This is a genomic window from Streptomyces sp. NPDC002680, from assembly GCF_042889145.1.
Classification (GTDB): domain Bacteria; phylum Actinomycetota; class Actinomycetes; order Streptomycetales; family Streptomycetaceae; genus Streptomyces; species Streptomyces adonidis.
On the sequence record NZ_JBIAQP010000014.1, the window covers coordinates 102,732 to 128,044 of the forward strand.

The following is a 25,313-nucleotide window of genomic DNA, read 5'->3' on the forward strand; positions in this document are numbered from 1 at the left end:
GAATGGCGTCTGATTTGGGTGCCGTCGGGGAGTACGGAAGCAGGATGTCGGCCCCGTCGACGCTGAGGCTGTGACGCTGGCCCTCCCGCACTTGGTCTTGCCCGCATCGGCAAATACGTCTGTACGATCGGGGCATGGCGGCTACGTCGCTCCTCTCGGATCTTTATCCCTTCGTATGGTTGACGGTCCCCGAAGACGCGCAGGGGGATTTCGAGCGGTTGTTCCAGTGCCTGCTACCCAAGCCTCTCGGATCCGGCAGAGCGTTACGCAATCGACACTGGCGCGCGGCGGCTTTGGACAACGGCGGCCAGCTTCGCGGCGTAAACCCTCCCTGGAGCAGTCGCTGGAGGGATAAAAAGGATATGGAGGCGAGGCTGGATCAGCTGATCGCGACGGACACAGTGCGTGCTGTGGCCCACGTCGGGATCGGACTCGCGCGTCTCAGCGACGGACACGCCGAGTCCCAGGTGTGGTCGACGCGCCTTCACATCGGGCATCGGACAGGACTGTCGTACGACTTCTACATCCCGATGAGCTGGTCGAGGGTGCGGGACCCGTTTGATCCGGAGCCAGTGTGGGTCGACCGGATCGAGCGGGAATGGCCGTACCGTGTCTGGCCTGGGCAAGATGAGGATGCGGGTGATGTCGTCTGGCGCTCCCTACCCTCAGCCGATCTCTTCGAGCGCTACCGTGCCGAGGGCGACTACGACGATTTCATGGGGGCTATCGAAGCCGCTGAACTGGCCCTCAGGCTTCAGACGAAAGGGCGTCCGGGGTGGGCAAGCGCTGCGGACGAACTGGCCGGCCTGCTCGCGGCATATTTCCGGCACGCCGGCGATCTGTACAACCTCAACCGGGCGATCTTCCTCTGCAGGCGGGCGGTCAAGATCTCGCCTGGGGATGCTCGGATCAGGTTGAACCTTGCTGCTCACCTCGGGCTGCACTTCGCGGCCACGGCCGACTTATCCAGCCTGGAGGCGGCCACGGAGATGGCGAGAGAGGCCGTCGAATCGGCCGCCGAAGCCTCCGATGGAGCCGCGGCCGCCGAGACGCTTATCGATCTTCTTCTCCTGCGCCACCGGGCCACTGCTGAACAACGGTGGCTCGGCGAAGCCGTTGGGCTGCTCAATGAGTTCAGTGCACGTTACGCTGACCACCCGGAGGCATGGACGCCGGCACGGATGCGCCAACTCGCTGCGCTGAACTCGGTTGCGTTCGAGCAGACAGGCTCCCAAGGCAGCGCGGAACGGGCCGTGCAATACACCGGAACCGCCCTTGACGCGATCGCGGAATCGGATCCCCTCTTCCCGCTCTCCCTGCGCGACCACGGTGTCGCTCTGCTGCGGGCGTATGAGGCGTTCGGCGACGAGAGAAAGCTTCTGCACGCCTGCACCTGTTTCGTGAAGGCTAATGAGCGCATGCACCAGCGCTCGCCCGAGCGAGCGGATGTGCTGCTGAACCTGGCCGCCACGTACCTGCACCCGTTGCCGCTTGACGACCTCAACAAGGGGTTGCTCGAAGGGGATGCGAGGGACCTGGGTGCGTCGCATCCGAGCGTCTCAGGGGGACTCGCTGCCCGCGCCGTCATGGCCATCGAGGAGGCCCTGACGGCACTTGCCGAAGCTACTCCCGACCACCCCCGCGCCTATGCGTCTTTCGCGGCCGCGCGTCTGCAACGGTTCCGACGCGACGGGACTGGCCCGCTCGAGCAGGCTCTTCAGGCGTATGCCGAGGGCTCCCCCGAACGGTCCCGCGCCTACGCGCTGCTCGCGACCGCCTATCTGCAAAGGTTTCGCGTTGGAGGTCTTGAAAAGGATCTCCAGGCTGCGCTTGCCGCAGCCGAGGATGGCCTGCGTGTGTGGAACGACCTGGTCATGGTGACCCCGATGGTGCAGAAGGTGGGGCAAAGCCACCTGGGCGGCGACCTGCACGCCATCGCGGTCGAGGCGCATCTGGCACAAGCCGTCAGTGGCGTTCGGGCAGCGCCGGACAGTCTGCGGCGGGCCTTCGTCCTTGCCGAAGCCGCGAAGTCGCGCCTGCTGACCGAGCAGCTCAGCCGCAGCGATTTGCCCGTACCCCACGCAGTACCCAAGCGCCTGGCGCGGGGGGAACGGAGCCTGCTGGGCCAGCTCGCGGCCCTGGACACAGCGGGGCTCGCAGCACACGACACCGGCATCGACGGCTCCGGCTACCTATCGAACCGAATAGGCGTGCTGTTCGCGTTGGACCTGCTCTGGACAAAGATCGCATCTTACGGAGCTGAGGCTCAGGAACATGTCGCCATCCGCCGCGCGGAACAACTTTCCTGGCCCCAGATTACGGACACCGTCACCCGCCTGGGCCCACGCGCTGCGGTGGTTTCCCTGCTCGTGTTGAAGACGCGCACCGTCGTGTTCACAGTCCGCGCTGGAGCCGAGCAACCGACCGCCGTCGAGGTCGAGATCAGTCAGCACGCATGGTCCGAAGCGATGCGGCGCTTCGGTCGGGAGCTGCCGCGCTCGCGCGGATCTGACGACGTACCCGAAACGTGGCGCGCTGCGCTGCAGCCCATTCTCGACGCGATCCGCAAGAGCGTGGCGGGCTGCGACCGAGTGGTGGTCGTGCCGCACGCCGCCGCCCACGCCCTGCCATGGACGCTGCTGGCCCAGGACTGGACAGGGCCCGAGGGCGGGCCCCCGGTCGTGGCCGCCACTCCCGCGCTGGCGGTGCTGGACCGGCTCCACCGCCGGCCGCGGGCGCAGGGCAGCAGCGCCATGGTCGTCGGCAATCCGACCTGCGACCTCCCGCATGCCGAGGCCGAAGCGCATACCGTGGCGCGCCTGTTCGGCGTGAGGCCGCTGATCGGACTCGCGGCCACGCGCACGGCGGTTGCTGCCACGGTGTCCTCGGTCCGCATGCTCCATCTCGCGGGTCACGCGCGGTTCCATCCCGGCTCGCCGCTCGACTCGCATGTCTTACTTGCCGACGGCCCTTGGCATGCGCGGGACGCATTGGCAGCGCGCCTGAGCGCCGATCTGGTCGTACTGTCGGGCTGCGAGACCGGAATCAGCCAGGCGCTCTCGGGCGAGGAGAGCGCAGGGATCGCCCAAGCCTTCCTGCACGCCGGCGCCCGATGCCTCATCGTCAGCCTCTGGCGCGTCGATGATGCGTCCACCGCCGTGTTCATGCGCTGCTTCCACGAGCACCGCGGCGCTGGCTGGGATGTCGCGCAGGCACTCGCCAAAGCCTCGGACGATATGCGCCGACGGGGCTACCATGCCTCGCATTGGGCGGCCTTCCAAGCAGTAGGGGACACACGCCGGTGACGTGGTTAACGGACGATGGCCCGGCAGAGCCGCTGTGGGAAGGCCAACTCGACCTGCTGGAGAGCCAGCCCGATCGCGGCGAGGGCGAATCGCTCGATCCCCGCTCCCTACCGGTAGTCGCGATCGGCCAGCCAGAGGCCTGGCCGCTTGCCGACCTATACCCAGCCGACGAGATGCCGCCCACCCTTGCCACGCGCACCGCAGAACACGACTTCTACCTGGTGCGGCTGCACTGCTCGTTCCGCCCGACTAAGGAGGACGTGGTGATCGACTGGGCCCGCTTCGTCGTGGAACTGCATGGAGACTCGCCGCCAACGGCCGAGGCCATCCATCCGGAGGTCGTTGAAGAAGAGGTCGCCACCACGCGCAGCTTCACCCTGACCCCCTCGCTGACCTTCGCTAAGGCAGCCGTCACAGCCGGCGAGGCCGTCTTCGGCATCGAGTACAAAACGCTCCAGCCGTTCGTCTGGGGCGCGCGCGAGCCCGCGACGACACCGAGCTGGGACTTCCAGCCCACATCCGGCCACCGGCTCTATGGCAGCCGACGCATGCACCTGCTCGTGCGGGCGCCACGAGGCACCGTCAAAGGCACCGCTCGCCTCCACCTCACCGCCGATGTGAGCGTCAAACGACGCCTGGTCGGTCGCGCGAAGGCCCGGCGGGACCAACCGCCGCTCGAAGTCACCCTCTGGAATCATTCCGGCGCGTAATGTTCGGATCCGGGTCGATTGTGGCAGATCTGCAGATCTGGCAGCGGTGACCGCGCGTCGACCACTGGCACCGAACCCCTCCAACGGGACGTGCCGCACAGCAAGCATGTCGAGCAGGAATTCGCTGACGGCGACCACCTCGATCCTGTCTCTATTCCGTGGCGGCGGGCGGCGCGAGCATGACTACTGGCTGATCTCGGCTCAACACGCAGAACTCAACAGAGAAGACGTGCGCTGGCCGGACGGCCGCGAGATCAACCACAGGACACCGTGGGAGAAGGGACGCTACCGCGTCATCAGCCAGCCGCCCACCCCGGACGTCACGGTCGTCAGCATCGGCCGCCTGCACGACGGCAAGGACTCCGAGTACGCCGACGTCCTGGAGCACGCCACCGTGGCGATCGACCTCCGCCGACATTGGCGGGCGCCCTACCTGCTGGCCGGCCGGGCCGGGTGGCGGTCACCGACCCGGCGCTGCGGTGAGGGCGGCCAGCACGGCCACCAGCCCGCAGATCGTCGCGACGGTGACCACCCCGAGGCCCGCGTTGATCACCTGCTGGCGGCGCCGGGCCGCTCCTAGGAACTGCTCGACCACGTCGTCGTAGTCGTCCGGGCTGATCGTGAGGCGCTGCCCGCGCACCGCCCAGGAGAACAGCAGGGTGGCCGCCAAGAAGGCGAAGCAGGCGATCGCCAGCAGCAGCGCCTTCCAGCCGGCGAAGTTCGTGCCCGCCTTCAGGAACCCGGCCAGCGACAGCAGCACCCCGATCGCGGTCATCGCGGTGGTCGCCATGATCTTCGCGAACCCGGTGACCACGTCGTTGGACGTCTTCATCAGGTGCCAGGCGAAGGCCCGCTTGTCCTCGTCGTCCGGCCCGACCGGCAGCACCTCACTCATCGGGCGTGTGGATTACGCGGCGGACAACGTACGGCCGGCGCCAGGACGCCGACGGCGGCGAGAACGCCAGCTTCGCAGCACCGTTGCAGACCTCGCAGCGCAACCGCAGCGGGACCGGCTCGGGCAGCGTGCCGCCGCCGGTGTCGAACCCGAAGACCGGCGAGTTGTTGCCGGACACGACGACCTGGTGCGGGTGCCCGTTGAGCACCACGTCGACCGTGCAGATGGTCTCCTCCGACGCCATGTGTCCCTCCTCAGCGGCCTTCAAGGGTGGCCGCGAACCGGTCGTAGTAGTCGATGTAGTCGATCGAGGCGAGTTCTGGTTTGCGGCGTAGCAGCGACCGGATCAGGTTCACCGCCCGGAACACCAGCGGGCGGTGGCCGGTCTCGTCGGGGGAGCCGTCGATCCGCACCGCCAGGTCCTGCCGCTCCTGATCCGTCGGCGTGCGTCTCCACTGCCGCCGCACCTCGTGCGCGTACAGGCTGCGAACCTGGGTCGACATGGCGAGATACAGCTCGTCAGCGCCGTCGTCGGCGCTGATGCCGTCGAGGAAGAACGCGTCGGCCTCCTCCTCCAGGGCGAGCGCTTCCCGCGCGGTCCCGGCGCCCGCCGCGTGGCCGTGGTGGGCGTGCCCGATCTCGTGGGCGATCACCCATTCGAGCAGGACCCGCTGCCGGGCGCGTACCTTCGTGGCCACGACCGTGGCGGCGTCCTCCCACTCGCTGCCGGCGAGGCTCTCCCGGAGCATCGCCTCCTCGGCCTCCAAGGTGAGTTGTCCGGCGTTGAACAGTCCCTCCAGGTATGACAACGAGCAGACGATCATTTCGGACTCCGGGACGTACACGCAGCCGTGCAGGCTCGCCAGGTGGCTCTCCGGATCGGACTGGTAGAAGTAGACGTCCAGGCCGGCTCCGGGAGCCGGCTGGTTGATCCGGGCCATGTCGTCGAACCGCGACAGCGCCGACCAGCGGTCGAGAACCGGACCGAGCACGGCCAGGTCGGGCAGCTGCCAGACGTCGCGTTCGTGGTAGTGCGCAATCACTTCGCGCCAGGGCGCCCCGGCAGGCAGGTCCGGGCCGCCGGTCAGCGGGATCGGTGCCATGCGGTCGGAGCGCGTGCGCCAGGCCTCCGCCTCGTAGTCGCCGAACACCCGGCGCCCCATCAGCGGGTCGGCGCGTTTCGCGCCGGCGAGCGTGTCGATGAGGGCGTCGCTGAGCGCTTCCCAAGTGGTGGGGATGAGCAGCTGGTGGATGTCCTCGTCGGGCGCGCCGAGCCCGCGTAGGGTCTCGGCGAGCCCGGCCAGGTCCTTGTGCCGGGAAGGAGCCACCGCTTTGCCGGGGCGCCGGGCCGCGGCCCGGCCGGCGGCGACGGTGGCGTGCCCGAGGCTGGCCCAGTCGTCGAAGCCGTCCGCCCTCCACGATGTCACCGTCTTGCGGGCGGCACCCCACCGGTGTTCGCGGATCGCGCAGGCCACCAGGATCCGCTGCAGGGCGATCCGCTCGTCGTCGTCCATCTGGGTCTCCGGATCGCTGAGCATCCAGTTCGCCCGGTCGGCGGCGGCCGCGAAGTCGTCGAACAGGAACTGCGATTCGACCATCCCGCGGTACACGTCGAACGCCACATGGTCGTAGTCGCCGGCGACGCCTCGCGCGTCCACGTCCATCTCGAGGACCAGCCGGTCGGCGACGGTGGCGTATATCAGGGCGTCGCCGCGTTCCAGATCCCGGAACACCAACGACAGCCGTTCGAGGGCGTAGGCCATGGAGACGGTGTCATCAGTCGCGCGGAAGTCCTCGACCGCGCCCCGGAAGTGGTGCACTGCGGTCGGGAAGTCGTCGTCGTAGTCGTGGGCGAAGATGCCGGCCCGGAGCCGGAGCAGGCCGCGCAGCGCGCGGTTGCCGACCGCCGCGAGAAGCTGATGCGCCTCCCGGTACGCGGCTCGGGCGGTGTTCAGGTCACCCTGCTTCGAGCTGACCACCCCGAGGTTCACCAGGTCGTACGGCCGCCGGCCTGGCGGGCTCGCGGGGGTACGACGTTCGGCGAGTTCCTGGGCGATCTCGCGTTCGGCGGTCTGGTTCCCGGCCCGTGCCTGTGCGGTCAGCAGCAGTTCGAGGGCCCGGTCCCGCAAATAGCCCCGATGCCGTCCGAGCAGCACGGTGAGCTGCGGAATGCCGGTGGTCTCCGCGAGTTCGGCCCAGTCCGCGTAGGCCGCCTCGACCCCGCGTTCGGCGGCGTCGGCGACCAGCCCGACCCTCCAGATCTCGTCGTCGGGCGCACGCCGGCGTAGCAGGTCCAGTACGGCCTCGGGCCCGGCCAGGAACACCTCGGTGGGTGCGGCCAGCAGGATGTCGCGGGCCGTCTCCAGGTCCGGCGCACTGACCGCCGCCAGCAGGTGATCCTCGGCGGCCGGGGTGCCGTACTTCACCGGGTAACGCCGCTGCGCCTCTGTTGCCGCCGCCTCGATTCCGTGGTCCCAGGCGTCCTCGAGGACCTGTCCGTGCGCGTCGAGGACCGCCAGTTGCGCGGCCGTGTACCGGGCGTCGAGCTTCAGGCCGGCCAGGATCTCGTCAGCCAGGTTACCGCCGAGTTCGTCCGGGTACGCGCGGTGCACCTCGGCCGCCGCGGCCCAGGTGGGTGCGGCCAGGAATGCCTCCAGGGCCTCCAGAACGAGGGACTCGCAGGTCGCGAAGGCGGCCGCCGGCCCGTCCTCGGTCGCCCGGACCACGAGATCCCGGATCGCGCGGACCACCCGCCGGCTGTCCGGATTCGGAACGACCTCGACCGCCTCGTCCAGGCGGTCCCGGATCCACGGGTCGCGCAGTAGGTTGCGGTGCCGGCGGATCGCGTCGCGCCGGGCCGTCCAGGTGGGCGCGTCCAGCAGCAGCCAGCTCAGCAGCTCCTTGGCGGTCGGCCCATCGGACGGCCCGTCGCGCTCGGCGAGCAGGCCGGTGACCGCGAGGTTGGCCGCGTTCTCCGCGCGGGTCAGCGACGCCTCGGCGAGCATCGCGTCGGCCTCGTTGCGCCCGTTCACCCCGATCCACAGCGAGAACCGCAGGTTCGTGTCGTCGACCGCCTCGTCGGGATGGAACAGCTGGTAGTGGGCTTGCTCGTCGGGGCTCAGTGGCAGGCCGAGCAGGAAGAACCGGGTATCGCGGCGGCGGAACTCGGCCTCGATCCCGGTGAGCCGATGACCGGCGGCCATCAGGTCGCGCAGCCGGAGTGCGACGAAGTCGGCGCCGGGGTGGCCGAGTTCGTCGTACTCGGCGCACAGCAGCTCAACCTCGCTGCTCGGACTGTCGCCGGTCACCAGCTCAACATATCGGACCGGTCAGTGGAAGCGACCGACGAAGTCGAGCGCGGGTTTCCGGGTGTGTCCCGCACCTACTTACGGACAGTCACGTTGCGGTGGGGGCGTGCGGGGTGGCGTGTGCGCCGGTCCGTGTTGGACGTGCGCGGGTGGCGGGCCTGGTGTGACGCAGAACACGACGGGGATGCGGAGGCTTGTTCGTGGGGTCCTCCGGGCGGGTTAGGCCAGGTCAAAGCGCTACCGAGGGTGACTAGCAGTGCTTATTGAAGGTTGCACAGTGCGCTGATACAGGAACGGTCGGTGATTTTTCTGGAGTGCCTGTGAGTGATCGGCCGCGTGAATCACTTAGGTGGGTGTCAGGCCAACAGGCCGTCGGCGCGCACGAGTTGGCGCCGGTCCCCGCCGACCCTCGATGGAGAGGATCTTCGCCATGTTCCCAACCTCCGGGAGCCTCGCGTGAGCGACAACGATGCGTGGCAGGACGCGGGCGCCCTGCAGCCGGAGCACGGTCTGGGCATGTCCCAGTCCATGTATGTTCCGCTGGATCTCCCGCTCGACTTCGAGGCCTTTTACCTCGGCCATCAGGAAGCCTTCCACGCCTACGCGGAGGTCCACTTCGGCGGCCGTACAGCTGCCGAGGAGGTCATACACCAGGTGTTCCTGGAGATCCACGCAGGCTGGGCGGAACTGCTGAGCGCGGGCAACCTCGAACAGGGCGCCTGGGCGATCGTCCGGCGGGCCGTGCACGACCGACTCGAACTGGAGGGGCGCGCGCCGGCGTTCGTCATCAACGGGCCGATCGCGCAGGCCCTGGCCGCCACCCGGGACCGGCTGAAGAGGATGGAGTCCTCCACCGGCCTGTACGAGGCGATCGGCGAACTGCCCAACCGCCAGTTCGAGGTGATCGTGCTGCGCTTCATCCTCGGCTACCCCACCACGAAGGTCGCCTGGTACGTCGGCATCGACGAACGCACCGTCGGCCACCACCTGCGGCGCGCCAAGGAACGCCTCCGCGTCAAGCTCGGCCTTCCCGACGACCGGCGCAAGAAGGGAGAACAGCCGTGACCACGCTCATCGACACCCTCCTCAGTGAGGCGCAGATCCCCGTCTCGGACCCGAAGACCTTCGACGTCGCCGCGGCCCTGCGCCGCCTCGCGGCCGACACCTCGCGGCGCGCCCCGAGCGCGGACATCACCCGGGCTGCGCAGGCCGGCCTGCGCCTGGGTGTGGTGTGCCGGTGGGTCCTCAACGAACCCGATGCCGCCACCCACGTCGGCAAGATCGCCGAAGGACCCGACCGGGGACCGCTGACCGAGGACCAGATGGACGTCGACGGCGCCCTCGTCTTCGGCTGCCTGCTGTATCTGACCGGGCACCCGGAATCCGCGCAGTTCTGGTGGCAGCTCGCCGCCGGCGCGGGCAGCCGCGCCGCCGCCTACTGCCTCCACCTGCACCACCTGTGCCTGGGGGAATCGAAGCGCGCCCGGCACTGGTACTACCAGCTCACCCACGCCATGGCCGACACCACCCCGCCCGACGCCGCGTTCATCGAAGGCCTGGAGATCTTCGCCCGCTACGTGCGCACCAACGGCTCCCGCGCCCTCGCCCCCACCGAACGCCTGGAGAACGAGGTCGACCGGCTCGCCGCGCGCACGCCCGGTTCCTCCGTCATCGTTGCCCGGCCCGACCGCGAACTGGTCGCCCAGCTACAGGAGTTCACCGCGGGCCGATGACTCGCGGACAAGGAGGCACGTGCCCCACCTGACGGTCGTCCGGGGGTCGGTGCATCCGTGCGTGAGGCAAGTGGCAAGGCATCAGGTATGGGGCCGTATCTGCCTGGAGCGGCTGTTGGGCTCTCAGAGTATTGACTTAGAGTGACCGGCCATCGGTGATGTGTTGAACTCGTGAAGGACCCTGCCGAGGAACCTACCCGAGTGCCTCAACTCTGCTTGACCTGGGACTAGTTGGGCGCTGATGCTTGTCTTTGCTTCACCGGCTCCTCCCTTCGGCTCCGTTGCTCTCCGTGTGCGGGGTGCGGCGGACGTCCTGACGGACAGGGCGACCAGAGGAGAAGGAGGAAGCAATGGTGAGGTCCGACGTGGACAAACCGCGCAGGCGGTGGACCGGCCCTGAGAAGTGGTCGGTGACGCTGGCTGCGGTCGGCGTCCTCGTGGCGATCATCGCCGCCGTGGGACAGTTCGCCCAGTAGGGCGTCCACGCATGAGACGGTCGCGGCCGGGGCTGGCACGCAGAGAGCCCGGTCTACTCGAAGGCGACCGGGCTCGTGGAACTGCGCGGAGGGCCTGGCTCTGGCAGGAGTCGGGCCCTTCGATGGTGCTGCTACTTAACAGATTGTGTACCGAGGTGCCCTGTTCCGACAAGAAAAACTCCACCACCCTCAGCCCCCACGTCGGCTCGGACCGCCCGCCGCTCACGCCTCAATCCGCAAGGTCTGGGTCGACAGCGGCTACCGCAACTACTTCATCGAGCACGCCGCCACCCTCGTCATCGACATGGAAATCGTCCAACGCACCCCCGGGACCAGAGGCTTCACCTCGATGCCGAAAAGGTGGACGGTTGAGCGGACCTATGGCTGGTTGATGCTCCACCGCCGCCTGGCCCGCGGCTACGAGACCCTCCCCGCCCGCTCCGAAGCCATGATCCACCTGGCCATGACCGACCTGATGGCCCGCCGCCTCACTGGCGAGTCCACCATCTCCTGGCGCGACCCGACAACATCGGATCAAATCCGCACGCCGGGATGAAACTACGGGAGAAGACGACCTCTCGAATATCCCAACGCTTGCCGCGCAGGGGCGACGGTGCGGCGGCGGAGTGAGGGCCTGCTGCGGGATTCCCGCCCCGGGGACGACTATCCGTCTGTGTTTGCGGTTCGGTACGGGTGGTGAGGGGGGCAACTCCACTGCACGTCACCGGTGTTCGGGCACTGTTGCCATTGAGTGAGCGAGCCGATCGTCGCAAGGCGGTCGAGTACAGCGGGCATGTCCTGGTCCTCCACCCCGCACTCGCGGGACATTCGGTCGACCTCGGCCTGGCCGCGCCCGGTTTCAGGGTCACTGTGCGCGGCCAGGTGAATGCTCGTCAGCTGCAGGAGTGTGTCTTCGCCGGCCGTCCGCGCTCCGTGTCCGGCGCGAAGGGCCCAGTCCGCGGCGTGCTGCCGGTCGGGCCGGGAGGGGGACTGGCTGAGCAGCGCGGGGTCCTGCAATTCGGCGATCACTTCGCTCGGTCGGGTGCTGTGAAGGGTACAGAGCCAGCAGGCCTGCTCAAGCTCTTGCCAGGGTTGCGGGGTGTTGAGCCGAAGACTGCGCAGGATGCCCATCGGCAGCCGGACGTGCATGCGGGAGTCCATACGCAGCGCGCACTGCAGGGCGATCAGCCTGGCCTCTGCCGAGATGCTGTGGGGAAGTGCGGCGGCGAGGTAACTGAGCATCTCCGCCACCCGGACCTGGTCACCCGGCCCCCTGGCCTGGCGTCGGCGGTGATGGACGGCATCGGGCGGTCGCTGCGGTGAAGCCACCATCGTGTCTGGTACCACCGCCGCTTGCTCCGTTGCCGCAGCGCAGGCGGTGCAGGCGTCGGCGAGCCGCCATACCCGGCCGCCGCGGTCTCGCGCGAGGAGCAGCCGGACGGGCCCGGCGCACCCTCGGTGACGGGGATGCCAGCGGCAACCGCGTTCGTGACACTGGCAGATGCGCAGGTGGGGGGCCCGCAGATCGGTGCGGGCATGCCGGGCGAGGTGGGCCAAGGCGGCTGCGCGGGCGGATGTCGGACTGACGCGGCTGTTGTCATGCGGGCAGTGCAGGCAGGCGAGGGTGATGCCGTCGGGACGGGGACGCAGCTCTACGGTCCATGCGCGCGCCGTCGCAGGACAGGGTGTGCGCAGCCTCATGGGCGCGTGCTCCTCCCATTGCCTCCGGTGCCGTTCCCCGGCCCGGGTGAGCAGGGGCGGCGCCACCGTAGTGCAGACCTCTGCCCTGTCGGTGACGCCATCACCTGTGTAAATAGGGCAGAGGTCTGCACTGACAGGGCAGGGGTCTGCACCGTCGGATGGTCGGGTGACGATCTTGCCGCCCGAGCCGGACCTCAACGCGCTGCGTCTGAAGCTTGCGCGTCTGCGGGCCGGGCGCGGGTGGAGCTATGACGAGCTCGCGGCCCGAAGTGGCCTGGCCAGAAGGACTGTCATCGAGATCGAGCAAGGCCGCACGGTCGGCAGTCTCAAGACCTGGCACGCCCTGGCCCACGCCCTCGACGCACCGCTGGATGACCTGTTCGGCACGCTGTGCCACGACCATGACCTGCCCGGCTCGCTTGACGACTGACCGGGCGGCTTGCCGCCCGCGGTGGATCACTCGAATTGGCCACCCGAACTCGAATGCCTAATCGCCAGTTCGCACGCGTGTCCCCTGAAAGGGGCCGTCTGGGCGAAGCAGCGGTGCAGGTCCCGCATCTGCGGCGTGGTGGCTGGCAGGTTCGCCGCATGCGTTCTACACCCCCTCCTGCCGCCCCGCGCTGGGACGGCAGCCCGGTCCATGTCCCTGCGTGCCGGTCCCTGCGCGTCAACCCTGGCAGCGTCAGCCGGTTGCTGCGCTGCGGCCAGAGCGACCGGTGCCGCGACTGCGGCAACCGGATCGAGTGGTACCACCGCAGCCGTCAGCGCCCCGTGCGCCTGCACCCACGTGAACTGCCGGTCACCGCCGTGCCGACCGCCCGCCGATGGCACGTCAGCTCCGGCATCGCCCACCCCGCAGGGGACGGCACGCGCTGGTGCCGCCTGCCCCACGCCGTACTGTGTCCTGCCCAGCCGACCCCGGAGGAAGCCCCGGAACTCGCCGGGCTGAGGCGGCTGCTCGCCGTCAACACCCGCCGCCTGATCGACGCCGGAGCCTTTACCCCGCCCTCCGCGCCCGCCGACAACACGGCGCCGGCCGCGCCCGACTGCCGCCCGGCCCGGCCCATCGTTCAGATCCTGTACGTCCGCTACCTCGCAGCCCGCCCCGTCGACGTGATCCGCTGCATCGCCCAGACCCGGCGCCGCCACCGCTGCACCAGTCCCGTGCTCGCGTCCGAGGCACGCGGCGGGCGGTGGACCCTGATGCCCGTCGCCGCGGAAGTCGGCCAACTGGCTCTGCCCGCCGAGGCCATGGCCGTCTACAACCTCGCTGCCCTGTCCTACGCGGAGCAGCTGCGCTGGCGCTCCCAGCGCTGCCCGCAGCACGCCGCCACTCCCACTGCCGCCGATCTGGCCGTTGCCGACTGGGAACGCTTCGACCCGCTCCTGCACAGCGAGCACATCAACGCCCGGCTGCCCACGCTCAGACGCCGGGGCGGGCCCTTGGATCACCCATGCCGGGGTGGCTTCGTAACCGAGAGCGGACACCACATGTCGGCGAGTTTGGGCAGCACTTGTCGATCACAGAGCCTCGAAATGTCGATGAGAACTGACACCGCGAAGGGGCGATCCCTAGCTCAGTTTCCAGGCGGTGAGCTGGAAGAGCCGGGCAGTGTGCATGTAGGGCGGCCGGGCGGTGGTGGCGAGTTCGAGGCGTTCGAGGGCTGCGTAGAAGTCCGGTTCGTGCTTGCGTGCGTCGTCGGTGATGTAGTCACAGAAGCTGCGGATGCCGTAGTGGGCGATGTCCCGGCATCCGACCTCCCGCAGGGTGCGGATGATCTCTTCAGCTGTGTGGAGCGTCAACGCCGAGTTGAACATCTGCGTCCGCGCCTGATCGGTGTCGAGTGCGGCGAGCGCGGCCGAGGGGTCCATCTCCCGGACGGCGATGTTCAAAGGCGCCGAATGCCGGTTGATCGCCATGACGGAGATCAGGCCCCCGGCCTTCAGCGGGGAGAGTGCCGAGGCGAGAGCGCCTGGGACATCGTCCATGTATTGCAGGAGGTTATGGCAGAGCACGACATCGAATTCCCCGTTGGCGAGGTCGCGGGGCAGATCGGTCGCGTCGGCCTCGACGCAGTTGATCAGCTCCGTCACGCCACCTGCCACGGCCCGCTCGGTGGCCGCTGCGAGCATGGCGGGTGCGTAGTCAACGATGGTGACACGGTGCCCGCGGGCCGCGAGGCGGATGGCGTCTCCGCCGTCGCCGCCGGCGAGGTCGAGTATCCGCAGCGATTCGCCGCCCACGTCGCCAAGGTGACGGAGCAGGTTTGCCTCAGCGATCGAGTAGCGCAGTCGGCCCCAGGGGGCGTCCTGCCACTCCCGCCAGGTGGACATCGCGGTGTTGAACTTCTCAAGATCTTCAGTCATCCGGCGACGATAGCGGCCTGGCGTCCTCAGCCGGTGTTGCCTTGTGCTGCTGCCCGGGCCTGGGTGATGGCGAGGCGGTAGGAGTCGGTTCCGGTCTGGATCAGGTTGCCGCCGAAGGTGAGCCGGTCGACAATGGCTGCGCAGAGGCGGGGGTCGGTGAAGGTTTTGGTCCAGCCGCTGAAACTCTCGTTCGAGGCGATGGCGACGCTGTTCTTCTCCTCACGCTCCGTCAGAACCTGAAACAGCAGCTCAGCGCCCCTGCGGTCCAGTTCCATGTAGCCCAGCTCGTCGATGCACAAAAGATCGACGCGACCGTAGCGGGCGATGGTCTTGGTCAGCACCTTCTCGTCCGCGGCCTCGACCAGCTCGTTGACCAGCTTGGTCGCGAGCGTGTACTTGACCCGGTAGCCGGCCATCGCGGCTTCGGTGCCCAGCGCGATCAGCAGGTGCGACTTGCCGGTGTCAGGACTCACCGATATAGCCACCGGGGGATGCGGGCATGACACGGCACTACGCCATCGAGATCACTCTGACCAGGCCCGTCTCGCTGGGTGAATTGTGCAGGGCCCGCAAGCACGTGACGCTCGCCGAGAACGCGGATCGCACCCGGCTGATGAGCGTGCAGAGGGCGAAGAGCCCGGCCGGTGCCCTGCACCGGATGCGGCGTCGGCTCGACAGGCGGCTGCCTATCGATGTCCTGGCCACCCACTACCCTGACCGCAGCGGTCATCTCCTGCTCAATGTGGACCTGGGCCGCACCGCCACTCGAGCCGTCCGCAGGGTGGCGCAGGCTCATGGTCAACGTCCTCGCGAATTCCTCGGCCGACGCCTGGCCGAGGCCTTCGAACGCAGCCAACAAGAACGACGCGGGCGCCTGACAGCCCACCTGGAAAGCCTGCTCCACCAGCACACCCGCGAGGAATTGCTGTCCTGCGCGGCCAGTCTCCTCAGCCACAGGCACCCACCCGCCGCACCGTAACGTCGGGCCCCCGCTGCGGGCGCCCTAACCTATTCCTGGCTCTCTTCTGCTACACGGAGCTCTTGTTGCACACCCCGACCGATGAACAGGCCCACGCCACCGACACTTTCCGCGCAGGCCGCCACCTCGTCCTGCAGGCCGGAGCGGGCACCGGAAAGACCAGCACCCTCGCCCTGCTCGCCGCCAGCACCACACGCCGGGGCCGGTACCTGGCCTTCAACAAGGACATCGCCCGCGACGCCGCAGGCCGCTTCCCGAGCACGGTACGGTGCAAGACGGCCCACGCCACGGCCTACGCCGCCCTCGGCCACCGCTACGCCCACCGCCTCAACAGCCCCCGCCAGCCCGCATGGAGAACCGGCCATGCCCTCGGTATCACCCGCCCCATCCGCATCGGGGAGCGCGACATCACCCAGCGGACCCTCTCCCACGCCGTCGTGCGTACGGTGACGAGCTTTTGCTACTCCGCCGACGGCGCCCTGGCGCGCCACCACGTGCCACGGCTGCGGGGCCTACACGCGCCTGGCGAACACGCGCAGCTTGCGGATGTGATCCTGCCGTTCGCCACCAGAGCCTGGGCAGACCTCCAGGACCCCGAGCAGGGCGTCGTCCGCTTCGAGCACGACCACTACCTGAAGATGTGGGCCCTGACCGCACCGACGATCGAAGCGGACTTCCTCTTCCTCGACGAGGCCCAGGACACCAACCCCGTCCTGGAACAGGTTTTCGCCGCCCAGCGCGACCACGCCCAGCTGGTCATGGTCGGCGACTCCGCCCAAGCCATCTACGGCTGGCGCGGCGCCAGGGATGTGATGACCGGATTCGACGCGGCGCAGCTGACCCTGACACGCTCCTTCCGCTTCGGCCCCCAGATCGCCGACCAGGCCAACCGGTGGCTCGCCCTCGCCGACGCCCCCATCCGGCTGACCGGCACGGACACCATCTCCGCCGAAGTCGGCGATGTCGCCAGCCCGGACGCGGTGCTGTGCCGCACCAACGTCGGCGCCATGGCGGAGGTCATGCGCCTGCTCGCTGACGGCCGACGCGTCGCCCTGACCCGGGGAGGACAACAACTGGCCGCGCTGGCCATCGCAGCCCGCGACTTGAAGGACGGACGCCGCACGAACCATCCGGAACTGGTGCTGTTCGCCTCCTGGGGCGAACTGCAGGACTACGCCGCCTACGACCCGGCCGGCCGTGACCTCCAGCCCTTCGCCGACCTCATCGACACCCACGGGCCCGATGCCATCCTCGCGGCCGTCGATGAACTCACCGACGAGTCGACCGCCGACGTTACCGTATCCACCGCCCACAAGGCCAAGGGCCGTGAATGGCCCGCAGTGAAGATCGCAGACGACTTCCCGGAGCCGAAGGACACCGACCAGCATGACAACCAAGGCCGTCCGATTCCGGAACCTGTGAGCGACACCGACGCCCGCCTCGCCTATGTTGCCGTCACCCGGGCACGCAGCCGGCTCGACCTCGGCGGCCTGTCATGGATCGACGCTCATTCCGGAGCCGGCCAGACAACACCCATTGCCGATGCGCAAGTGGCCGCGCAAAGCCCGCAGGGCTGACCGGCCACCGGCCGACCGCACGCGTCACACGCCCTCACCGACCCCGCGGTCCGCAACGCCCACCTGCGCCACGTATTCGTAACTCCCCGCAGATTCCCCACATCGTCGTGCATCCGGCATCTACCGTGGATGCTTCAACGGGGTGTTCTAGGGGGCAGGGTGGATCCTGAACTGGCGGCGCTGGCGTCTTCGGCGGCAACTGCCCTGGTGGCGGCCTGGACCACGGACGCGTGGACGGGCGCGAAGCAGAGGCTCGCGCGCCTTCTCGGCCGGGGCAACGACGACCAGGCCGCTGCGGCCGCAGCGGAACTCACCACGGCACAGGCAGACCTGGCGGCCGCTGACGCAGCGGGAGACCTCACTCGCTCCGTCGAGGTGGAGCGAGCATGGCAAGACCGCCTCCGCCGCCTCCTCGCCGAGGAGCCGACCGCTGCCGCCGAACTCCGACTCATTCTCGGCGACCTCCAGCAGCCCGGAACCGCAAACACTCCCCCCGGAGGGGACCACATAGAAGTCCACCGCAACACCTTCCACGGGCCTATACAGGTGAAGGGCGTCCAACACAACCACGGCTGAGGGACCGGTATGGGCAGCGACCGCGACAACATCGATGTGCACGGCAACTACATCGGTGGGCCGTCACAAGTCTCCGGAACGCAGCACAACTACTTCACCGCCGGCCCCGCAGCCCCTCCGCCTCCCAGCACGTGGATGACTACCGAGCAGGCGGATCCGCTGGCGTTCGGGGTCCACCGTCCCCGCCAGCGCGAAGGCCAGGCCGCCCTGCAGCCCTACGTGCGGCGAGACGTGGACGCACGCGTGCGCCCCCTGGTCGCCCAGCTCCGGCGAACCGGGGGCATCCTCGTGCTCACCGGGGACTCGACGGCGGGAAAGACACGCTGCGCCTTTGAAGCAATGAGACGTGAGCTGGCTGGCTGCCGGGTGTGGGCGCCCCCGCGCCACGCCGATCTACGGGGCCTGGCGGACATGGTCCTGCCCCCGGCGGAAGGCTGGGTGCTCTGGCTCGACGACCTTGAGGACTACATCCGTGACAACGGACTGGAGCCGGCACTGCTGTCCGGCCTGGTGCGCCGGCGGATCATCGTGCTGGCCACCTTGAGTGACGAATACATCGACCGTTACCAGCGCCGGAACTCCAACCTGACCGCCATTGAGCAGCCGCCCCCCTTCGCCGCCCATCTCGGAGCGCGCGTCCTGAACATGGCCGAGCAGGTACCACTCGCCCGTCTGTGGAGTCGCGACGAGCTCCGCCGCACCGCACAGACAGACGACCCCGGCCTGGCCGAAGCTCTCACGCACCACGGCGCATACGGAATCTCCGAGTACCTCGCCGCAGGGCCATCCCTGCTGGACGAAATGAATCGAGCATGCCGCGTGGGAGGAAACCCCCGCGGATACTCCTTCGTTAGGGCCGCGATCGACTTGGCTCGGGCAGGGCTGTTCGAAATTCCCCTCACAGCCATAGAAGAACTGCACACCAAGTACCTCGAACATCTCCCAGGGGTGCGGCCGGAGCCGGCCGCCGAGGCCTTCACCTGGGCGACTCGCGTCCACTACGGGGCGACCGGAATGCTCAACCCGGTGGGAGTCGACTCAGTGGCCTGGAAGCCCTTCGACTATCTGATCGAGCACTTCTCCCGAGAGGACCTCCCCGTCCACCGTGCCACGTGGGGGATCGTCCGCAAGCACGTCCACGCCGGATTCCATCTTCATATCGTCGGCCTGCTGGCAGCCGCCTTCAACGAAGACGGAATCGCAGAGGAGATCTGGAGCCCCCTGGCAGAGGCCGGGAACTCGGACTCGTGCTTCCGGCTGGGCCTCCTGCGCGGCCGGCAGGGCAACCACGCAGAGTGCGAGGCCCTGCTGTCCCGGGCCGCCGACCTCGGGCATGAAGACGCCCCCTACGGACTGGGGTTGCTTCTGCGTGATCGAGGACGGGTACAGGAGTGTGAGATCCAGTGGCAGCGTGCCGCGTACGACGGCAACGCGCAGGCCGCCTACAGCCTCAGCGCCCTCCTGCACAGCCAGGGACGAGAGACGGAAGCGGAAATGTGGCTGCGATCGGCTGCCGAGAACGGTGACGGTGAAGCCCTCTACACGCTGGGGCTGCTGCTCGCGAAACGGAAGCAGTACAGGCAAGCCGAACTTTGGCTGCGGGAGGCGTCCCGCAAACACATCGAGGAATCGGACGACCTCCTGGACGCGGTCATCAGGCTGCGCGAGACCAACCGCGATGTCGAAGAGCTGAGGCAGGAGGCGGAAAAGGGGAGCAGCGATGCAGCGTTCGCCCTGGGCGAGATCCTCAAGTCCCTCGACGAGACGAAAAAAGCTGAGGTCTGGTGGCGGAGGGCCGCGCACGCCGGCCACCCCGAAGCGACCCTGAGGTACGGATTCGTGCTCTCCGTCCTCCACGGGGACCACAAAGGCGGAGAGCCCTGGCTGCGTATGGCGGCAAATGCGGGAAGCGTCGAGGCCACCTACTGGCTCGGGCTGAATCTTGGCATGCAGCAAAGGATGCGCGAGTCACAGCAGCTCATCACCCGAGCCGCCCAGGCCGGACATCCGGCCGCCATAGAGCACTTGGAAGGCCTTACATCCCGTTAACCTCGAAGTTTCGTGACGGTCCGCCGACGGAGTCGGTGGACCGTTTCGTGCCGTGGGCGAAGGCTGTGCAGGCCCAGGGCCCGAGTGTCGCCTCGGGGTGGCGCCGGGTTCCACTGCTCCGAGTTTGAGCTGCTGTCGTAGGGACGGGAATCCGTTGGTCAGCCGGGGTTCGGCAGGAGTGCGAGCCGCTCGAGAGCTGTGGTGATGTGGCTGGTCCAGGGCCAGTGCCGGGCCAGGCGGAGGATCCGTCGACGGCCGGTGGTCACGAGTTGTCCGGCCGTGGAGAAAAGACGGAGCCGCAGTCGGCGGGGCTCCCAGAGCCTGGCCTTGCCGGTCAGGGCGAGCATCGGCATCCAGGCCAGCAGGTCCAGTGCGATCTGCACGATCTCCAGCCAGATCCGGTTCTGGGCGGTGCGGTGCAGAGGGAGATTCCGCAGGCCGGTGGCCCGGGCAGCCCGGATACGGTCCTCGGCCCGGGCCCGCAGCCGGTGACGGAGCTCGAGTTCGGCGATCGGCCGGCCCAAGGTGTTGGTGGCGAAACAGGTCAGCCGCATGCCGTCCGCGTCCGTGAGTCTCAACTGAGCTCCAGGGTGCGGCCGTTCCTTCCGAACGATCAGCCGCATGCCCTTGGGCCAGCCGTCCAGGACATCGCCGGTGAGTTCGGCGACCCAGGCGCCGTCATGGATCTCGCCGTCGGCCTCGACGGCGGGCGTCCAGGCCGACGCCGGGACCTTCAGTACGTGCTGGTGGATCGTGTCCGTGATCACCATGCCGACCGAGTAGGACAGCCACCGTCCTCGCTGGGCGAGCCAGGCGACGAAGTTGTGGGTGCCGCCCGCGGAGTCGGTGCGGATCAGAGTCTGACGTCCGCGCCGGTACTTCTTCGGCAGTTGAGCCAGGGCCAGTTGGGTGGCGGTGATGTGGTCGGCGGCCGTGTTCGATCCCGCGTTCCCCGGCCTGAGCAGGGCCGCCACCGGCTCACCCGTGCCGCCCGGTCCGTGGTCGACGAACCCCATCAGCGGATGGTGACCGTAGGTTCTCTTCCACGTCGGTGCGGCGTCCTCCTTGTCCGAGTGCGCGATCACCAGCACGCCGTCGAGATCGACGGTCACCGCCCTGCCCGCATCGGGCGCTTTCCCGTCGGCCAACCGCCAGACATGTCGGCGGACTTCAGCTCGCGCGGCACGGATCGCCCGCAGAGCTTTCTCTCCGGAGGCTGCGAGGGTGTCGACCAGGCGGGAGACCGTCGGGTCGGAGGCGACCTGCCCGAACACGGCGGGCTCGGCCCGCAGCATGCCGACATCGGCCAGGCAGTCCCCGCCCAACGCGACCGCCAGTGCGACGTCCAGGAGGATCTTCCCCGGATCATGGACGGCCCGGGATTTGCGCCACGGTGCCAGCGCTGCGGATATCGCCTGGTCGAGGCCGGTTCTGCGGACCGTCTCCACCAGCAGGACCGAGCCGGCCTGCGAGACCACCTGGTGGCCGTCTCCCTGGACACGGACACGCGGGTACGACGCGATAGGCTCTCTCACCCGGAAAGTGCTCTTTCCCTCGCAGCCAACAGGCCCCTCAGCAAGTCCTATCGTTGCAGGTCAAGAGCACTTTCTGTGTTTCTGATCAGCCTGCGGACAGGCCACCTCATGAAAGCGCGAGGCTAACTACGTGGCATTGGCTGCTGGACGCGATCCGCTACCTGGTCGCGGGCGGGATCTCCTGGCGGGCGATGCCCGCGGACTTCCCCGGCTGGGGCCGGGTTTACGCCTTCTTCCGCCGCTGGCGCGAGCACGGGCTGATCGCCGAGTTCCACGACCGGCTGCGCGGGAAGGTCCGTGAGCGCGAGGGCCGCGAGGCCGAGCCCACGGCGGGGATCATCGACGCGCAGTCGGTGCGGGCCGCCGCGACGGTGCCGGCCGCCTCACGCGGCTACGACGGCGGGAAGAAGGTGCCGGGCCGCAAACGGCACATCGTGACCGACACCCTCCGTCTCCTCCTGGTCGTCGCGGTCACCGCCGCGAACATCGGCGACCGGGACGCCGCGGCGGGCCTGCTGAGGCGCCTGCGCCGCCTGCACCGCGACATCACCCTCGTCTGGGCCGACGGCGGCTACACCGGCTCCCTCGTCGGCTGGTGCCGGGACAAACTCGCTCTGACCTTGGAGATCGTCAAGCGCACCGACGACATGACCGGGTTCGTGGTGCTGCCGAGGCGGTGGGTGGCAGAGCGCACGTTCGCGTGGCTGATGAACTCCCGCCGCCTGGCCCGGGACTACGAAACACTGCCCGCCACCAGCGAGGCGATGATCCGGTGGTCGATGGTCACGCGGATGAGCCGGCGTCTGGCACGGCCACGGGCCGCCGGCCGGCACTGAATGCCCCCGACGCCTCCAGGAGGAGCCAGCCGCGCTCCGCCAGGCGCCGGGCCTTCGAGCGCACTCCCTCGACCTTCGCCGGCGTCGTCCCAAGGCCCAGCTCCACCGCGATCTCCTTGGCCCGAAGCGGCCCGTGACCCGTGGACCGCTGGTGTTCCAGCACGCCCACAATCCGCTGATAGTCGGGCGCCAGAGCCGTCACCGGCAGCCCTTCCCGCCAGGGCGGCACCGTCGAGCCCGGCACCGGCGCGAGCGACGGCACCGCTTCCTCCTCCGCCTCGGTCGTCACGGCAGTGGACTCGGCCGCAGAGACTGCCAGGGCCTCGACCAGTTCCTCCCGCGCGATCACCCGCCGGTCCAGCTCGATCTCCGCGGCATCCAACACCTCAGCCAACCGGGCGACTTCCTCCCGCAAACCCTCCACCCGCACCCGGGCAGCCGTCTCTCGCTCCTCCAGCATTCCCAGCACCGACGCCACCGCGCACCCCTCGACCATGAAGCAGACACAAGACGTCGCGATGCCTCCATCAACCCAAGTGAAACCATGCCTGACCAGCAAGAATCAAGGGATCGCGTTCGGTTGAGATACGGCTTCTCATGTCGGCGACCAGCTGCAATCATCTGATCGAGACTCCCGTTCGACACACACCCCTCAAGATCGGAACGACAACATCTACTCACGCGCTCATCGAGTCAGGCACGATGCTTATCGTCACCCGTGAGGGTGACCGTTGCTGCAAGCTCCCGCCGCTCCAGCGTGCCCTGGTCGGATCGGTAGACCTGCGCAAGTACGCGCGGATCGCCGCTGTGTTCGGTATCTCGGTCGGTACCGCGTGTGCTTTCGCCACCGCAGCCATCGCTCCGCTGGTCGCCCGTCTGCTGCGCCAGGCGAACCTGCCGGGAGTGGCTACGAGTGTTAGAATTGTCGTCGTACGTAACCGAGTTGAACCCATCGAGCGAAGTATGGTCGCTGCTCCTGCGCGGCATCGCCAACGGCCTCAGCGCCGACCTCCCGACCCTCAAGCAGCTCGTCAGGCTCAAGCTCAAGATGATGCAGCACCCGCAAGTTGGTTGACGGCTGCCTCGCCGAGACCGACGTGATGGAGTGGCCGCGTTCAATCGGAGTGGACGGTGACCGAGGGCTATCCTGCATGGGAACTACGCCGGTCAGTCCGTGGAATCGGTCGCTACCGCGCGCGCACAATCCCGACCGAGGGATATCGGCCATAGAGAAGGATGAGGATTGTGACGGACCGGCTGAACCTTGGGATCGTGGCGCACGTGGACGCCGGCAAGACCAGTCTGACAGAGCGATTCCTCTTTGAGGCGGGCACTACTCGTCAACTAGGCAGCGTTAACGCCGGCACCACCCAGACCGATTCAATGGATCAGGAGCGTCGACGCGGTATCACTATCAAGGCCGCTGTCGCCTCATTCGATATCGGCGGCGTGACCGTTAACTTGATTGATACTCCTGGCCACCCGGACTTCATTGCTGAGGTTGAACGATCACTTGCCGTTCTCGACGGCGCAGTACTTGTGGTGTCCGCGATCGAGGGCGTTCAGGCCCAGACATATGTGCTGTACCGGGCATTAAAGCGGCTGGGTATTCCCTGCCTGATCTTCGTCAACAAGGTTGACCGAGTCGGAGCGAATCCGGACAGGGTCCTCATTGAGCTCGAGCGGAAGCTTCACGTTCGGCCGCTAGCCATGGGCGCCGTCGATGACGCTGGCAGTCGCAGCGCCAAGTTTCAGCCACACTCACTTTCAGAGCCTGGTTTCGTCGAATATCTCGCCGCCGGTCTTGCCGAGGGAAATGAGAAGGTCCTCGATAAGCTCACGGACGCGAGCAGTGTCGATGTTGACCAGCTTTGGGGAGAGTTGCGGCGCCAAACCGTCGAGCTCATCGCATGCCCGGTCTACTTCGGCTCCGCCGTCACGGGCAGCGGAGTGGACGAAATCATGGCCGCCATCGTCGACCTGCTACCCAAGGCTTCCGACGATGATGAGGCGCCGCTCTCGGCTGCAGTGTTCAAGATCGACCGTGGACGGGCATCGGAGAAGATCGTGTACGTACGTGTCTTCAGCGGTGTCCTAACTGTGCGTAGCCGCGTGGACTGCGGTGCCCACAGTGAGCGGATCAGCGCAATCCGTGTGTTCGATAACGGATCGACCGTGGCGCGTGACATCGCCAGGGCGGGCCAGATCGCCCAGGTGTGGGGGCTCAACCACGCGAAGATCGGGGACAATTTGGGTGTCACCACTTCCCGCTTGCCCTCCGGCTTTGCCCCACCGACGATGGAGGCGGCCGTTGTGCCGCAGCACGCTGGTGAGAAAGGGGAGGTCTACGCGGCACTGGTCAATCTGTCCGATGCCGATCCGCTGATCTCGCTCCGCCAGGACGACGACGGGGTTACCTACGTCTCCCTGTACGGCGAGGTACAGAAGGAGGTCATTCGAGATACGCTCGCACTCGATTTCGGCCTGGCAATCGATTTCGCTGATACAACGACGCTGTACATCGAGCGTCCGTCAGGCGAGGGCTCTTTTGCCGAGGAGGCGTTCACTCCATCAAACCCCTTCGTCGCTACTATCGGGGTGCGGGTCAGTTCTGCTGCGCCCGGGTCTGGCGTCACGTACCGCATTGAGGCCGAGTTTGGCCTCATGCCTCCTTCGTTCCATGCCGCCGCGGAGGAAGCAATCCGCGATACCCTCCGGCAAGGCCCCTGCGGATGGCCCGTCACCGACTGCGTGGTAACGCTCATCCGAGCTGGCAGGCCGAGTGGCAGTACTGCTTCCGACGTTCGGCATCTCACCCCGCTCGTCGTTGCTGCCGCGTTGCAGGAAGCCGGTACGGTGATCTGTGAGCCTATTTCTCGTTTTCGTCTAGAGATTCCCGTTGCCTCGCTTCCGGCGGTCCTGGGGAAGCTAAGCCGATTGCGCGCGACACCCGGCGCACCCGTGATCGACGGTAATCTGTCCGTAGTCGTGGGCGATATCCCGGCAGGTGACGTGAATGCACTTCAGGCTGCCCTACCGGGTCTGACGAGCGGTGAGGGGGCCGTGGAGGTCGAGTTCGGGTTTTACCAGCCGATGTCGCCACAACCGGCGCGGCGACAACACAAGGGGATCAATCCATTCAACCGCCGTGAGTACCTCATGAGCCTCAACAGAGTAGTCGGTTGACAGCCCATCCACTGGGTCTCGCAGCACGGCCGCTGACCTTGAAGTCCATGGCCCTCACGGACACCGACGGGCGGGTGTTG

At 67.9% G+C, this 25,313-nt stretch carries 21 protein-coding genes and 4 pseudogenes; 17 read left to right on the top strand and 8 right to left on the bottom strand.

All coding sequences use genetic code 11. From position 1 onward, the window contains the following. The first annotated feature begins 134 nt into the window (after positions 1–134). The 3 genes from ACFYXF_RS33120 to ACFYXF_RS33130 all read left to right on the top strand — a co-directional run bounded on the left by ACFYXF_RS33120 (position 135) and on the right by ACFYXF_RS33130 (position 4,595). Positions 135–3,305 carry a CHAT domain-containing protein gene (locus ACFYXF_RS33120; protein WP_389355244.1) on the top strand — a complete coding sequence of 1,057 codons (3,171 nt, stop codon included), beginning with the start codon at positions 135–137 and terminating at the stop codon, positions 3,303–3,305. After that, positions 3,302–4,015 carry a hypothetical protein gene (locus ACFYXF_RS33125; RefSeq protein WP_389355246.1) on the top strand — a complete coding sequence of 238 codons (714 nt, stop codon included), beginning with the start codon at positions 3,302–3,304 and terminating at the stop codon, positions 4,013–4,015. Before ACFYXF_RS33120 ends, ACFYXF_RS33125 begins: the two co-directional genes overlap by 4 nt. A 106-nt stretch (positions 4,016–4,121) precedes the next feature. After that, positions 4,122–4,595: a hypothetical protein gene (locus ACFYXF_RS33130; protein WP_389355248.1), complete on the top strand. Its 474-nt coding sequence runs from the start codon at positions 4,122–4,124 to the stop codon at positions 4,593–4,595. Here ACFYXF_RS33130 and ACFYXF_RS33135 read toward each other — a convergent pair. Genes ACFYXF_RS33135 through ACFYXF_RS33145 form a run of 3 tightly spaced genes read right to left on the bottom strand, consistent with a single transcriptional unit; the run spans position 4,476 to position 8,218 of the window. Further along, on the bottom strand, positions 4,476–4,910 hold the full coding sequence (locus ACFYXF_RS33135; protein WP_389355250.1) for a hypothetical protein: 435 nt from the start codon (positions 4,908–4,910) through the stop codon (positions 4,476–4,478). The two genes, ACFYXF_RS33130 and ACFYXF_RS33135, sit on opposite strands and share 120 nt — an antisense overlap. Beyond that, entirely contained in the window at positions 4,903–5,154 is a 252-nt protein-coding gene (locus ACFYXF_RS33140; RefSeq protein WP_389355252.1) for a hypothetical protein, read from the bottom strand. The genes ACFYXF_RS33135 and ACFYXF_RS33140 overlap by 8 nt, the downstream gene beginning before the upstream one ends. A 10-nt stretch (positions 5,155–5,164) precedes the next feature. Next, on the bottom strand, positions 5,165–8,218 hold the full coding sequence (locus ACFYXF_RS33145; RefSeq protein WP_389355254.1) for a hypothetical protein: 3,054 nt from the start codon (positions 8,216–8,218) through the stop codon (positions 5,165–5,167). Positions 8,219–8,734: 516 nt separating this feature from the next. On the opposite strand from ACFYXF_RS33145, the gene ACFYXF_RS33150 reads away from it, so the two are divergent. The 4 genes and pseudogenes from ACFYXF_RS33150 to ACFYXF_RS33165 form a co-directional block, all read left to right on the top strand. Further along, a complete protein-coding gene (locus ACFYXF_RS33150; protein WP_389355490.1) occupies positions 8,735–9,283 on the top strand; it encodes an RNA polymerase sigma factor in 549 nt (182 codons plus the stop codon). Continuing rightward, entirely contained in the window at positions 9,280–9,951 is a 672-nt protein-coding gene (locus ACFYXF_RS33155) for a hypothetical protein (RefSeq protein ID WP_389355256.1), read from the top strand. Before ACFYXF_RS33150 ends, ACFYXF_RS33155 begins: the two co-directional genes overlap by 4 nt. 350 nt (positions 9,952–10,301) lie before the next feature. Beyond that, a complete protein-coding gene (locus tag ACFYXF_RS33160; protein ID WP_389355258.1) occupies positions 10,302–10,427 on the top strand; it encodes a hypothetical protein in 126 nt (41 codons plus the stop codon). Between the two features lie 217 nt (positions 10,428–10,644). Next, positions 10,645–10,983: pseudogene (locus tag ACFYXF_RS33165) on the top strand (transposase); the annotation flags it as partial. A 107-nt stretch (positions 10,984–11,090) separates the two neighbouring features. On the opposite strand, the gene ACFYXF_RS33170 reads toward ACFYXF_RS33165, so the two are convergent. Beyond that, complete coding sequence (locus tag ACFYXF_RS33170) at positions 11,091–11,678, bottom strand: hypothetical protein (RefSeq protein ID WP_389355259.1); 588 nt, start codon at positions 11,676–11,678, stop codon at positions 11,091–11,093. Positions 11,679–12,294: 616 nt separating this feature from the next. On the opposite strand from ACFYXF_RS33170, the gene ACFYXF_RS33175 reads away from it, so the two are divergent. Next, a complete protein-coding gene (locus tag ACFYXF_RS33175) occupies positions 12,295–12,558 on the top strand; it encodes a helix-turn-helix transcriptional regulator (protein ID WP_389355260.1) in 264 nt (87 codons plus the stop codon). 158 nt (positions 12,559–12,716) lie between these two features. Beyond that, positions 12,717–13,055: pseudogene (locus ACFYXF_RS33180) on the top strand (DUF6083 domain-containing protein); the annotation flags it as partial. Between the two features lie 645 nt (positions 13,056–13,700). On the opposite strand, the gene ACFYXF_RS33185 reads toward ACFYXF_RS33180, so the two are convergent. Then, positions 13,701–14,495: a class I SAM-dependent methyltransferase gene (locus tag ACFYXF_RS33185; RefSeq protein WP_389355262.1), complete on the bottom strand. Its 795-nt coding sequence runs from the start codon at positions 14,493–14,495 to the stop codon at positions 13,701–13,703. Between the two features lie 26 nt (positions 14,496–14,521). Next, positions 14,522–14,959 (bottom strand): annotated as a pseudogene (locus ACFYXF_RS33190) (ATP-binding protein); the annotation flags it as partial. A 35-nt stretch (positions 14,960–14,994) separates the two neighbouring features. Between ACFYXF_RS33190 and ACFYXF_RS33195 the strand changes: the two are divergent. The 4 genes from ACFYXF_RS33195 (at position 14,995) to ACFYXF_RS33210 (ending at position 19,676) form a co-directional block, all read left to right on the top strand. Continuing rightward, positions 14,995–15,474 carry a hypothetical protein gene (locus tag ACFYXF_RS33195; RefSeq protein WP_389355264.1) on the top strand — a complete coding sequence of 160 codons (480 nt, stop codon included), beginning with the start codon at positions 14,995–14,997 and terminating at the stop codon, positions 15,472–15,474. Positions 15,475–15,539: 65 nt separating this feature from the next. Further along, positions 15,540–17,051, top strand: coding sequence for a UvrD-helicase domain-containing protein (locus ACFYXF_RS33200; protein WP_389355266.1), 1,512 nt, complete (start codon positions 15,540–15,542; stop codon positions 17,049–17,051). A 159-nt stretch (positions 17,052–17,210) separates the two neighbouring features. Then, the gene (locus ACFYXF_RS33205; RefSeq protein ID WP_389355267.1) at positions 17,211–17,627 is read left to right on the top strand and encodes a hypothetical protein; all 417 of its coding nucleotides are present in this window, start codon (positions 17,211–17,213) and stop codon (positions 17,625–17,627) included. Between the two features lie 9 nt (positions 17,628–17,636). Continuing rightward, complete coding sequence (locus ACFYXF_RS33210; RefSeq protein WP_389355269.1) at positions 17,637–19,676, top strand: tetratricopeptide repeat protein; 2,040 nt, start codon at positions 17,637–17,639, stop codon at positions 19,674–19,676. A 158-nt stretch (positions 19,677–19,834) separates the two neighbouring features. Here ACFYXF_RS33210 and ACFYXF_RS33215 read toward each other — a convergent pair whose 3' ends face one another. Next, a complete protein-coding gene (locus ACFYXF_RS33215) occupies positions 19,835–21,211 on the bottom strand; it encodes an IS1380 family transposase (protein WP_389355271.1) in 1,377 nt (458 codons plus the stop codon). 53 nt (positions 21,212–21,264) lie between these two features. Here ACFYXF_RS33215 and ACFYXF_RS33220 point away from each other — a divergent pair, with 53 nt between their 5' ends. After that, positions 21,265–22,047, top strand: a complete 783-nt coding sequence (locus ACFYXF_RS33220; protein WP_389355273.1) for an IS5 family transposase — start codon at positions 21,265–21,267, stop codon at positions 22,045–22,047. Here the strand turns inward: ACFYXF_RS33220 and ACFYXF_RS33225 are convergent. Beyond that, positions 21,995–22,543, bottom strand: coding sequence for a hypothetical protein (locus ACFYXF_RS33225; RefSeq protein WP_389355275.1), 549 nt, complete (start codon positions 22,541–22,543; stop codon positions 21,995–21,997). The two genes, ACFYXF_RS33220 and ACFYXF_RS33225, sit on opposite strands and share 53 nt — an antisense overlap. Before the next feature lie 206 nt (positions 22,544–22,749). On the opposite strand from ACFYXF_RS33225, the pseudogene ACFYXF_RS33230 reads away from it, so the two are divergent. From ACFYXF_RS33230 to ACFYXF_RS33240, 3 genes and pseudogenes are all read left to right on the top strand, one after another. Continuing rightward, positions 22,750–22,968: pseudogene (locus ACFYXF_RS33230) on the top strand (IS5/IS1182 family transposase); the annotation flags it as partial. Positions 22,969–22,990: 22 nt separating this feature from the next. Next, positions 22,991–23,122 (top strand): hypothetical protein, encoded by a 132-nt coding sequence (locus ACFYXF_RS33235; RefSeq protein WP_389355511.1) that lies wholly within the window; start codon positions 22,991–22,993, stop codon positions 23,120–23,122. 170 nt (positions 23,123–23,292) lie between these two features. After that, positions 23,293–25,233 carry a GTP-binding protein gene (locus tag ACFYXF_RS33240; protein WP_389355277.1) on the top strand — a complete coding sequence of 647 codons (1,941 nt, stop codon included), beginning with the start codon at positions 23,293–23,295 and terminating at the stop codon, positions 25,231–25,233. The last annotated feature ends 80 nt before the right edge of the window (positions 25,234–25,313 follow it).

Bases quoted from the DNA above. Each gene is read 5' to 3' on its own strand.
- ACFYXF_RS33120 (WP_389355244.1), top strand. From the start codon at position 135: ATGGCGGCTACGTCGCTCCTCTCGGATCTTTATCCCTTCGTATGGTTG.
- ACFYXF_RS33195 (WP_389355264.1), top strand. From the start codon at position 14,995: ATGACACGGCACTACGCCATCGAGATCACTCTGACCAGGCCCGTCTCG.
- ACFYXF_RS33135 (WP_389355250.1), bottom strand. From the start codon at position 4,910: ATGAGTGAGGTGCTGCCGGTCGGGCCGGACGACGAGGACAAGCGGGCC.
- ACFYXF_RS33210 (WP_389355269.1), top strand. From the start codon at position 17,637: ATGGGCAGCGACCGCGACAACATCGATGTGCACGGCAACTACATCGGT.
- ACFYXF_RS33150 (WP_389355490.1), top strand. From the start codon at position 8,735: ATGTCCCAGTCCATGTATGTTCCGCTGGATCTCCCGCTCGACTTCGAG.
- ACFYXF_RS33160 (WP_389355258.1), top strand. From the start codon at position 10,302: ATGGTGAGGTCCGACGTGGACAAACCGCGCAGGCGGTGGACCGGCCCT.
- ACFYXF_RS33140 (WP_389355252.1), bottom strand. From the start codon at position 5,154: ATGGCGTCGGAGGAGACCATCTGCACGGTCGACGTGGTGCTCAACGGG.
- ACFYXF_RS33130 (WP_389355248.1), top strand. From the start codon at position 4,122: ATGTCGAGCAGGAATTCGCTGACGGCGACCACCTCGATCCTGTCTCTA.
- ACFYXF_RS33185 (WP_389355262.1), bottom strand. From the start codon at position 14,495: ATGACTGAAGATCTTGAGAAGTTCAACACCGCGATGTCCACCTGGCGG.
- ACFYXF_RS33225 (WP_389355275.1), bottom strand. From the start codon at position 22,543: ATGGTCGAGGGGTGCGCGGTGGCGTCGGTGCTGGGAATGCTGGAGGAG.